This is a genomic window from uncultured Clostridium sp. (assembly GCF_947039605.1).
GTDB lineage: Bacteria > Bacillota > Clostridia > Clostridiales > Clostridiaceae > Sarcina.
On record NZ_CAMQZG010000033.1, the window covers coordinates 25,993 to 36,994 of the forward strand.

Consider the following 11,002-nt stretch of genomic DNA (forward strand, 5'->3'; position numbering starts at 1 on the left):
AAAAATTCTGATAAAGAAATAGTCCTTATCAGAATAGTAATTATATGATACTATTTGCTACCTCAAATAACAATACTATCCCTTTGAATTATCAAACTAATATTTAAAATCCATTACATAACTAAAACTTCTTTATTCCCTAGTATTTTTATATCAAAGTATTAAAAGACAGAAATACTTTAAATGTCTTATAAACTAAATTAATACTTCTATTCCATATATAGAAAACTAACTCTAAAAAATAAATTTCCATAATAAAAAGAATCCATATATCTATAGATTCTTTCATATTTATTATTTAAATTTCATACTTAGTACATCCAATACCCACACTTAAAGCCATTGCACATATCACAATTCCAAAAATAATTGCACTATTAATAAATGTATATACCATAGCAAGTGCAGACCCTATCACTATAAGAATTCCTGATATAAGAAAACTTAGAACAGTCCACTTTAAAAGTTTTTCTTCATTATATACTCGTTCCTCATTATGAGCGGCTATTACTCTTAGTGATTTAGTACACCATATAACTATTGAAATGATGATTAAAATTACTCCTATTGTTAAAAATAATCCATTTGGAATATATAAACTCATATGTTTTTCCTCTGTAAATATTACTTTAATATATACTATTCAAGTTACATAAATTTGCTTATGAATTTTTATGTAATTTATGTTTTTATTGTTCGTAATTTTATGCCACTACTAAACATACGAATATGTTTACATAAATGTTGATATACTTATTTATATATATTAAAGCATAAAAAAACTCTAGTCTTTCAACTACTCTAAAGTTAAAAGACCAAAGTTTACTATTTTTTATTTAGCTTGTCTTATAAAAGATTTCTTATGGAATATAAGCCATAAGATAAGCCCTAGTATCCCTACTAAAATATACATTATTCCTATATTAAGTATCTTACTACCAAAATTAAGTGTTATAATAATCATCCCAATACTTCCTATCATAGTGTTAGTAAAACTAACAAGTGATGAAGCTGAACCTATATTATCATCTTGCTGCGCAAGACATATATGAGTCCCTGGAGGTCTTAGCATATTTCCAAACATCAATGCTGGAACAATTGTTACTATAAGTATTACTGGAGATTTTTCTCCAAATAAAGCTACACATACTCCACTAATAATAACAATTATAAATAATGCTATTATTATATTATTAGGTTTGAATTTCTTTGCAAGTTTAATATAAAGCATTGGTCCCATAACAAGGAAAATTCCACCTATAGCAAAGAAATAACTATAATGCTCCTCACTTAGTCCAAATCCTGTTATATATATGTATGATGACATTGTTATATAAGCCATTAAAGGCAATGATATAAGTGCAAATACAAACATTAAAAGTGTAAATGCTGGGTTCTTTAAAACTACATGAAGTTTACTAAATACTTCTATAACATTCCCAGTACTTTTTACTTCTAAAGTTTCTGTTAAAAGCATTCCACCAATAAACGCAATAATACTTACTATTGTTAGAATAACAAAAATTCCTCTCCAAGAAGTATATTTTAGAATTAACGAACCAACAAAAGGTGATATAACTGGTGATGTCATAGCTATAGACTGCACAGTTGCAAGCATTGCTACAAGTTTTTTTCCTGTATAAACATCCTTCATCATTGCTGTTGCAACTGAAACTGCTGCCCCACTTCCTATTGCCTGAATTATTCTAAATCCTATAAGCATAGGTACATTTACTGCAAATGCACAAAGTATACTACCTACAAGATAAAAACCCATCCCTACAAGAAGTATATTTTTTCTTCCATGTTTATCACTAAGTGGACCCCATATAAGCATCCCTACTGCATAAAACACAAAGAAAAGGGTAATTGTTAAATTAAGAAATGCTACATTTGTATGAAATGTCTTTACCATATCAGGTAATGCTGGCAGATATAAATCTGTAGACATTGGTACAAATGCACTTAAAAATCCTATAAATGCTATAAACCATTTTTTCTTTAAATATTTTTGGTTTATTTTTTCTTCCGTTTCCATTTTATTTTCTCCTCTGTAAATTAAGTGCTTTAAAACACTCAAAAATTTATAAACAATGTTATCTATGATACTCTTCTTTCATCTTGTTGTAAAACATTAAATCCAATTCTTTCTTCTAAGTGTAACCTCTTTTATAAAAAAAACATAACTTATATTACTATGAATTTTTTAAATTGGAGGATTATATGGATCTTAATTATATTTACAGCTTTAACAATTGCTCTTGCAAAGAAAAATGGTCAGAAATCCCTTACCCTGGTATGTTTAAACCACATGATGGAATAGACCCATCAGCAAATTCATGGCCACTTTATTTTTTAAAAAGACACCCTGATGGTAGTTTTTGTACCCTTCTTGGTCAAAAAATACTATTTGATATAGAAAATCCTAATACAGTTGACTTTTATGCAGAACTTGAAGAGGTCAAATATGTTCAAAATAATTTAACTTGCAACCAAGAAGGTATGGCTAAATTTTGGGGTGCTGGTGTACCCTCACAGCAATGGTCACCTATTTTCTTAGAACTATTTACTGCTTATAATGTTACCCCACCTAAATCAGCTAGAATACTCTCATGTCTTCAAAATGCTATGAATGATGCGTTTGTAATTACTTGGCTATATAAATATTACTGGGATGCAGCAAGACCTTGTCAGCTTGATAGAAATCTTGAAACAGCAGTTCCAACACCAATATTCCCAACTTATCCATCAGGACATTCAGTAGTTTCTGCTACTATAGAAGTTGTATTATCATACTTCTTCCCAAATGAATATCCTGCAATTAACGAAATGGTAGAAGATGCTTCAATCTCTAGACTTTATGGTGGTATTCATTTTAGATCTGATTTATCAGAAGGTTTAAAACTTGGAAGACAAATTGGGCAAATTTGTGTTGACTACCTTAAAACTCAACATGAAATAGATTATCTTATATGTAGAGATTAAAAAAAGTGTTTCTGGCTTAATTGTCAGAAACACTTTCTTCTATATTTAACTCTATTTTTTTAAATTTAAAACCCTAATATTGCATCATATTCTATTTCTCTTTGATATTCATTCCAGAAATTTGTAAGTATTGCTTCATCTTGCCCTTCAACAACTAACCCTTTTCTCTCTGACATCCACTCGATAAAATTTTGATTATTTTTTAAATCCATAATAGCACCTCTCAATAAATTATTAGTTTTAATAAATCCCATTTTTTACCTTATAAATTTATTGTAAACCATATCTTTTAAAAAGTAAACATTTTCATGTAAATTTTTGGAATATTTTTAAAATAATTTCATCCATATGTATAAAACCTACTTTAATTGTTCAGAATACATATAAGACCTTTAGTTATATGTTTTTAATAAAAATATTAATTACAAAATCTCACAAGTATTTTAAATACTTGTAGTACTAAAGTTTTTATTTTGCTTATATGACCCAAATTTCCCCAAAAATATTTTAAATACACACACATAACAAAAAATCATTGGAATCTTTGTCATCCAATGATTTTTTGCTTTATATAATTTTAAACAAAAATTAATATTACACCAGTAATTACAGAAATAACTGCACCCCCATAATACATAGGAGCTAAATTTCTTAATTTGAATGCAACTTCTACATTTGGTACTTCACTAAACCTTTTATATAAAAGACCCTGAAATATCTCTTTTGTATCATTAGAAAATTTATAAGGATGACTCATAACCTTTGATTTTTGCATATGATAATTTCTTATATACTCTTTATCCTTTAAGTTTAAACTTTCATCATCTAATAAAAATCCACTTGTCATTATAAGTTCCCCAAGAAACTTATTTTCATCACTTTTTCCTCCACCTTTTTTATCAGCACAAGCTTTGCAAAGCTTTTTTATCTCTGGGAAAAATCCATCAACAGTCATATGTACCTTTTTAATTGAAACTTCTAAACTTTTAGCATACTCATATGCTAAAATAGCTTCTACACTAACCTTTTTATTGCTATATGGATCAAGTTCTCCCATATATCTATTTTTTATTTCTTCTTCTTTTTTTAATAATCCTTCTAGCTTTTCTAACTTCATATACTTTGCCTTCAAATCTTTTTTCATTTTTTGACTAAACCCAGTAGTATACTTTTTTCCTATATGCTCCACACAATCTATTATTTTACCCCATTTTATTCTATCTTTTACATAAGAAAATATTCCACCACCAGCTATACCACCAACTATTGTGCCAATACCCGTTCCAATAATTGTTCCAACTCCTGGCAAAATTGTAGTACCTATAACTCCACCTATCTGTGAACCACCAAAAGCAAAAAGTCCACCAGTCCCAGCCTTTGCTGCATCTATTCCAACATTCACCCCAAGCTCATATGATGTCTGCTTTCCATCTGAATAATTTTTTATATTTCCTATAGTCTTAACACCAAAAAGAGCAATCGCAACATATGATATACTCTCTGGAATATCTATATCTGCATTATCTAAAATATTCTCACCATGCTCCATAGCACCATATGTATTATCTATACTTGTAACCAAACTCTCCATTTCTATAGCCTTAAAATTATCTAACCATTCAAGAGGGCTACTATTACCTACAAGCCCCTGAAATCCATCACCAACTAACTCAATTATATCTTCATGATTTTCAATATTTTTATAAATATCAAATAAAGTTACAGCACTTGCACCAGCCCCTAAAATCATTCCATCTATAACAGCTTCATTTTTCTTCTCAAGACTAAACTCTTTTGTTTCCAAATCTGTAAAAACAAATTCTGTGCCCTTCTCTATATCCAATCTCTTTCTATTTGCAAATACTTCTTTCCTTGCTAAAAGAACCCCCACACCTATTAATCCAACTCCGACTCCTGCTAATAACATATTTCACCCCTCAAATTAAAATATCTATAAAAGCTTAAAACTTATCTTTCAAACAATTCTCCATATTAAAGGTATTTTTCTAATTATATCACCATATTCTTATACAAAACTCGCCTAAATTCTTAAATTTTTCTAACATTTTTGAAATCACTTTCTAATATCAATCTCTATATGATAGATTGTATAATCAAGTGCAACACGAAAAAAGAGCTTCTTTATTAACTTATAAAGAAACTCTTTTCTATCTTATTTATTTTTTTCAATGTATGTGTTATAGACTTTACTTCCTTTATAAACACTATCTAAGGCTTTATCATATAATTCATAAATAAATTCTTCCTTCTCACGAATCTCAGCTTCATTATAATTGCTTACATATTCCTGACAAAAAACCTCTATCATAAATGAACTTGTAATTTCTTTTAGCCCCTTATACTCAGCAAGTATTGTATTTTCTTTTCCATCATCTAGAATATCAAACATTGTTGTAAGTAAATCTACTTCATCTTTTTTAAGATTACTTACATCTATACTAACCTCTTCATTATTAAACTTATTGTTGTATACTAAATTATTTTCTATTATTTTTCCTGATAAAAACATATACGTCACTCTCCAATCTATTTACTACTTAGTTTAAGTAAATTCTATCACAAATATGTAACAACTTCATACTTATTCTATATTAACTATGCTACTATATACATACTACTTAAAATATGGAGGTTTTTATGAATTATTTGGAACAAGTAAAAAATTATATACCTACTACTAAATCTGAGAAAGCAGATAAAGAACTTATTTTATCTATGGTAAATCAATTTGATGATATTTTATCTAGGGACAATAAAATAGCTCATATTACAAGTTCTGCTTTTGTTGTTAATAAGGATAGAACTAAAACTCTTATGATTCATCACAATATTTTTGATTCTTGGTCTTTTACAGGTGGTCATGCTGATGGAGATTCTGACCTTATAAATGTAGCTTTAAAAGAGCTTAAAGAAGAGGCTTCTGTAAAAAATCCAAAACTTATAACTAATAGTCTTATCTCTCTTGATTTACTTCATGTAATAGGTCATATGAAAAAAGGTGAGTATGTAAGTCCTCATATTCATATATCATTTACTTACCTTGTAGAATGTTCTGAGGATGAAATTCTTCATATTAAAGAAGACGAGAATAAAGGAGTTGCTTGGATAGATATTAATAATATAGATGGATATACTAATAAAGAACCTCATATGCAGGTAGTTTTTAATAAAATAATCTCAAAATTAGATAATTTTAAATAATTATCCTTTTTAATCTTGAATTATTTTTAAAATGTGGTATTATTCTTTTATAAGGTATTTTTTACTGTATATAGTTTTATTTAAAAACACATAGTAATTTATATCACTTCTAGGTAGGGTAAATAGTGTTTTAGCTATAATCGATTTACTTTGCGAAGGAGGCAATGTCACTTTTTTTAGTGGCATAATTAATATGAACACAGAACAAATAATTTCCGTAGTAATATTTCTTGTTATTCTAGCTGGTATCATAAGTGAAAAATTTGATATTACAGTTTTAGCTTTAACAGGAGCTGCTGCTATGATTGCATTTAAAATTATCCCACTTGGGAAAGTTATGGGATATGTAGATTTTGATACAATAGCCGTTCTTCTTGGAATGATGATTATTGTAGCAATATTTAGAAAAACAGGTTTCTTTGAGTACATAGCCATTTTAACGGCAAAAGTGTGTAAAGGTGATAGTCTTAAGATACTTTTTGCACTTGGTCTTATAACTGCATTATTCTCAGCAATACTAGATAATGTTACTACTGTCCTTTTAATGGGACCTATAACTCTACTTATAACTAAAATGTTAAAGGTAAATCCTATACCATTTATTATAACTGAGATATTCGCATCAAATATTGGTGGTACAAGTACACTTATAGGTGACCCACCAAATATTATGCTAGGAAGTGCTGCAGGACTTAACTTTACAGATTTCCTAACTCACTTATTCCCAGTAACAATAGTAATATTAATATTTACTATTATTATTTTATATGTACTTAACAGAAAACATCTTTTTGTAGAAGAACATCATAAAATAGCAATATTAAAATTAAATCCTAAAGAAAAAATAACTGATAAAAAGCTTTTAATAAAAGGATTTATAGTTATATTCTTTGTATTACTTGGATTTATTTTCACTAATCAAATAGGGCTAGATGCTGGTGCAGTAGCTATGATAGGTGCTTGTGTATTCCTGCTTATATCAAAAACTCCAATGGAAACAATTATTAATGATGTAGAATGGAATTCTATATTATTCTTTGTTGGACTTTTCATAATGGTTGGAGGACTTGTTCAAACAGGTGTTATCAATATGATAGCAAATCTTATAATTCACTATGGTAAGGGGGACCCAATCCTTCTTATGATGATAATGTTATGGGGTTCTGCAATAGTTTCATCATTCCTAAACAATATTCCATTTGTAGCCACATTAATTCCTCTTGTACTTGTAATGGGCAAAAGTGGAATTGATATAGCACCTCTTTGGTGGGCAATATCACTTGGAGCTTGTCTTGGTGGAAATGGAAGTCTTATAGGAGCATCAGCTAACGTTGTTCTATCTGGAATATCAGAAAAAAATGGTTATAAAATAACCTTTGTAGAATACCTGAAAATAGGTTTCCCACTTATGATCTTCTCAATGATTATTTGTACAGGATACTTATTAATGCTTTACGCATAAGAAAATGCTCTGAAATTAAAAATTTCAGAGCATTTTTTATTACTATAAAAGTAAATCCCTCTCCTCATATTTTACTAATTGTATTTAAGTTTTTTAAAATCAAATAAAAAAAACAGACTCTCAGTTTGAAAGTCTGCCATCTAAATTCTATTTAGTTAATGGTTTTTGTGTTGTTAATCCATCTTTAGTTAGGTATAAAGTTATTGATTTTGATACGCTATACTTTTTAACTAACTTTCCATCTATAAAAATATTATTAAGTGTAATATTTGTTCCAGCTTTATAATTTATTGTTATTGAATCACCATAGTTGAATACTTTTCCATTAAATTCCGTATATAAGTTCATTGGATTAGGATTACTCTCTTTAATTTTAACTCCTGCTATACTAGTTCCATTTGAACTATCTAATGTAATTCCAATCCCATCTATTTTATTATTAGGATAAAAACTTCTCAGATCTGCACCTTGCTTCTCTGAAATTTTCATTTCTTTAGTATTAAATCCTATTGTCCCAAGATTGTAATTCCATCCATCATTTATTATTATTGAACTATCTGCAAGTTCTATCTTATTAACTACTGAAGGATTTACTATTGATTGTTTTTCTCCATCTGTTATAACACAAATTTTTGTTGTTATTAATATTGGTTTTATTGTTGTTATTTCTAATTTATAATCACCTTTTGTATTAGCTTTTGTGCTAAATGTTTGACCATTAGCTTCTATTTTTACAATTTGATTTGGAATTCCAACTCCCTCTACCATTGCTTTATAAACAGCCTCATTCTCAATTCCTGTTGTAACTATAGCCTTAGCAGTTATAGTTTTTTTAGAATTAATTTCCTTTGTTGTTTTAAATAGATTTCTAAATTGAGGGTCATTTCCAAGATTAAAATTATAATAAAGTGCATGATTCCAAACTTCACCTGTATGTTCCCAAGCTTTTGATGGATCATTTTCAAAATAACTTGTATAGCTATACTCTGGGTTCCAAAGTGTAGCTTGAACTGAGAAGCTATGTCTATTAGTATCTACGTATTTATTACAATCAAACATATGCCAAGTTGTATCTACTGTCATCCATTTATTTTCTGAAGCTATCCAAACTTGGTTCCATGAATGATACCCTCTATATCTTTGATAATTGCTTGGATAATTTGCATATCCTGTAACAATTCTAGTTACAAGCCCTGCATATTGCCCCATTATAGCAAATAGCTTTGCTTTATTAAAACAAACTCCACCATGTTCATAAGTATTTATTGTATTTCCACCAACATTCTCATAAGCTACAGGGCTTACAATATTAAATATTGCTTTAGCTTTTTCAACATCACTTGTATCTCCTTTAATTGCTGAGTTTACTCTATCTTTCATAGCCTGATTCATTACCATACTATCAGCAATTCCTTTAGACCCACTATCCCAGCCACTAGCTGTAAGTCCTGTTGAAACTATTCCATTTCCTGAATAATAGTTTGAAACTTTGAACCCTCCATTATAAACACTTTGATCTTTAATTGCATCAACTAAACCATTCTCTGTAATTATAAATGATATATTATCAATTCTTGGAGTAACTACCTTTCCATTTGAAAAAACATTTAACCCTATTGAACCATGATTTTGATATAAACTCACAGTATCACCAAAATCAAAACTTATATTATTAACTGCATTATAAATATCTCCTAAAGTATTTGTTCCATTAAAAGATTTATTTAAAATAATTTGACCATCCTTTGATTTAACCACAATTCCAAAAACTTTGTAATTTGCCTTAGAATTTATTTGTTGATTTAGATTTGCGGGCTTAACACTTGGGTTATAAGTAGTTGGATTATTATCTACTGGATTTACTGTTGAATTAGAATCAAACCAATTCATTTTCATTGTAACTGGGTTAAATAATAATTTTCCATAATACCCTGATTGTCCTGCCATATAAACTCCACTATTGCTTTCAAGCATATTTGAAGCACTTGGATATATAGTTTGTGCTATTTGACCTACACTTTGAACTATAACAGCAGTTGAAGTTGTAAATCCTTTGTTTGAAGTAACTTTTATAGAAAACTTTCCATTACTATCTGATTTTCCTATGAAATTTTCCCCATTAACACTAACTGTCAATTCTGTATTCGCTGTTGTTTTTCCTTTAATATCTAAATTATTAGCTTGCGCTGATGTTAAGACATTAAGAGGTTCTATAATTGTAGGATTTTCATATTTTACTAAACCATTTTGGGTTATTCTAAAATATTCAAGTGCTCCTGTTGAATTCCCTATTAAAGTTTTCGAATTATTTATTTCTACTTTCCCTTGACCTTTATCAAAAGAAATCCCTACTATATCACCAAATTTAAATCCAAGTTTATTTATTGAATTAGCTAGCACCCCTGTATTATCTGCACCTTTAAACATTACATTTTTTATAACCTTACCTGTTTCTCCATCATATAACCCAAACCCTATAAATGGACTTTGATTATTTTGTCCAAGGAATTGATTCCATCCTGAAGTGTTAACCTGCATTGTCTGAGGGTTAAAGCTAATATTTAAAGCATCACTTCCCCAACCATTAATTACTTTAAGGTAACTACTTAAAATTCCAAACTTATTTCTATTAAATATAACTTTAACTACCTGTTTAACTCCTTGTCCATTTAGAATACTAATTTCAGACCCTGCTTTTACTGTGCTTGGAAGTTTTATCTCAAAAGCTCCGTTAGAATTTGATTTTGAAGTATAGTCTTTGCCATTTGCAATAACCTTTATATTAGAATTTGCATCTATAGTACCAGTTACTAATGTATTATCACCTTGATATTCTGCTTTATATGTTTTATTATTAGCTACTAAAGAAACTATTCCACTTTTATTTAGCTGTAAATATATATTATTTTTGTAATGATTAGTTCCTACATTTATATTTGCATTAGAATTACTCACTATATGAAGTATATCTCCATATTCAAAACTTTTTCCATTTAATACTTCATTAACTCCTTGTGCTGGTTTTACACCACCTTTGAAAATTTTACTATAAAGTGATTCTCCTTTATTATTTAAAAGCTGAACTGTTAGTGAATCACTCCCCTTATAATAAGGATTTGTCTGAGCCCAATCACTAGATATTGCAAGTTTATTATCTCCTGTAAATCCTACTGAAAACATATGTTGATTCCAAACATTATTTACAGATACACTCTGTCCCTGAAGAACAAAATCTTTTTTATTTAAAGTTACTTTAACCTGTGATTCAAGCTCATCTGCTGGATATACCAAAACTGTATCACCAAGCTTTCCATTAATAACAGTATTAACTAT

Annotated in this window: 9 protein-coding genes; 3 read left to right on the top strand and 6 right to left on the bottom strand. The window is 28.7% G+C overall.

Annotated features, from left to right (window positions below; translation table 11 throughout):
* Positions 1–298 precede the first annotated feature (298 nt).
* A complete protein-coding gene (locus tag Q0V24_RS12225; RefSeq protein ID WP_297521883.1) occupies positions 299–604 on the bottom strand; it encodes a DUF3784 domain-containing protein in 306 nt (101 codons plus the stop codon).
* A 228-nt stretch (positions 605–832) separates the two neighbouring features.
* Positions 833–2,038 (bottom strand): multidrug effflux MFS transporter, encoded by a 1,206-nt coding sequence (locus Q0V24_RS12230; protein ID WP_297521885.1) that lies wholly within the window; start codon positions 2,036–2,038, stop codon positions 833–835.
* Between the two features lie 185 nt (positions 2,039–2,223).
* Here Q0V24_RS12230 and Q0V24_RS12235 point away from each other — a divergent pair, with 185 nt between their 5' ends.
* Complete coding sequence (locus Q0V24_RS12235) at positions 2,224–2,985, top strand: vanadium-dependent haloperoxidase (protein WP_297521887.1); 762 nt, start codon at positions 2,224–2,226, stop codon at positions 2,983–2,985.
* 65 nt (positions 2,986–3,050) lie between these two features.
* Here the strand turns inward: Q0V24_RS12235 and Q0V24_RS12240 are convergent, their stop codons facing one another.
* The 3 genes from Q0V24_RS12240 to Q0V24_RS12250 all read right to left on the bottom strand — a co-directional run bounded on the left by Q0V24_RS12240 (position 3,051) and on the right by Q0V24_RS12250 (position 5,515).
* Positions 3,051–3,197, bottom strand: coding sequence for a hypothetical protein (locus tag Q0V24_RS12240; protein WP_297521889.1), 147 nt, complete (start codon positions 3,195–3,197; stop codon positions 3,051–3,053).
* Positions 3,198–3,562: 365 nt separating this feature from the next.
* Positions 3,563–4,912, bottom strand: coding sequence for a hypothetical protein (locus Q0V24_RS12245; protein ID WP_297521891.1), 1,350 nt, complete (start codon positions 4,910–4,912; stop codon positions 3,563–3,565).
* A 246-nt stretch (positions 4,913–5,158) separates the two neighbouring features.
* Positions 5,159–5,515, bottom strand: a complete 357-nt coding sequence (locus tag Q0V24_RS12250) for a hypothetical protein (protein ID WP_297521893.1) — start codon at positions 5,513–5,515, stop codon at positions 5,159–5,161.
* Between the two features lie 128 nt (positions 5,516–5,643).
* On the opposite strand from Q0V24_RS12250, the gene Q0V24_RS12255 reads away from it, so the two are divergent.
* The gene (locus Q0V24_RS12255; RefSeq protein WP_297521895.1) at positions 5,644–6,207 is read left to right on the top strand and encodes an NUDIX hydrolase; all 564 of its coding nucleotides are present in this window, start codon (positions 5,644–5,646) and stop codon (positions 6,205–6,207) included.
* A gap of 193 nt (positions 6,208–6,400) precedes the next feature.
* Positions 6,401–7,669, top strand: coding sequence for an ArsB/NhaD family transporter (locus Q0V24_RS12260; RefSeq protein WP_297521897.1), 1,269 nt, complete (start codon positions 6,401–6,403; stop codon positions 7,667–7,669).
* Between the two features lie 147 nt (positions 7,670–7,816).
* Here the strand turns inward: Q0V24_RS12260 and Q0V24_RS12265 are convergent.
* Positions 7,817–11,002 (bottom strand): transglutaminase domain-containing protein (locus Q0V24_RS12265; protein WP_297521899.1); only part of this gene is annotated, 3,186 nt, incomplete at its 5' end.

Bases quoted from the DNA above. Each gene is read 5' to 3' on its own strand.
- Q0V24_RS12225 (WP_297521883.1), bottom strand. From the start codon at position 604: ATGAGTTTATATATTCCAAATGGATTATTTTTAACAATAGGAGTAATT.
- Q0V24_RS12230 (WP_297521885.1), bottom strand. From the start codon at position 2,038: ATGGAAACGGAAGAAAAAATAAACCAAAAATATTTAAAGAAAAAATGG.
- Q0V24_RS12235 (WP_297521887.1), top strand. From the start codon at position 2,224: ATGGATCTTAATTATATTTACAGCTTTAACAATTGCTCTTGCAAAGAA.
- Q0V24_RS12240 (WP_297521889.1), bottom strand. From the start codon at position 3,197: ATGGATTTAAAAAATAATCAAAATTTTATCGAGTGGATGTCAGAGAGA.
- Q0V24_RS12245 (WP_297521891.1), bottom strand. From the start codon at position 4,912: ATGTTATTAGCAGGAGTCGGAGTTGGATTAATAGGTGTGGGGGTTCTT.
- Q0V24_RS12250 (WP_297521893.1), bottom strand. From the start codon at position 5,515: ATGTTTTTATCAGGAAAAATAATAGAAAATAATTTAGTATACAACAAT.
- Q0V24_RS12255 (WP_297521895.1), top strand. From the start codon at position 5,644: ATGAATTATTTGGAACAAGTAAAAAATTATATACCTACTACTAAATCT.
- Q0V24_RS12260 (WP_297521897.1), top strand. From the start codon at position 6,401: ATGAACACAGAACAAATAATTTCCGTAGTAATATTTCTTGTTATTCTA.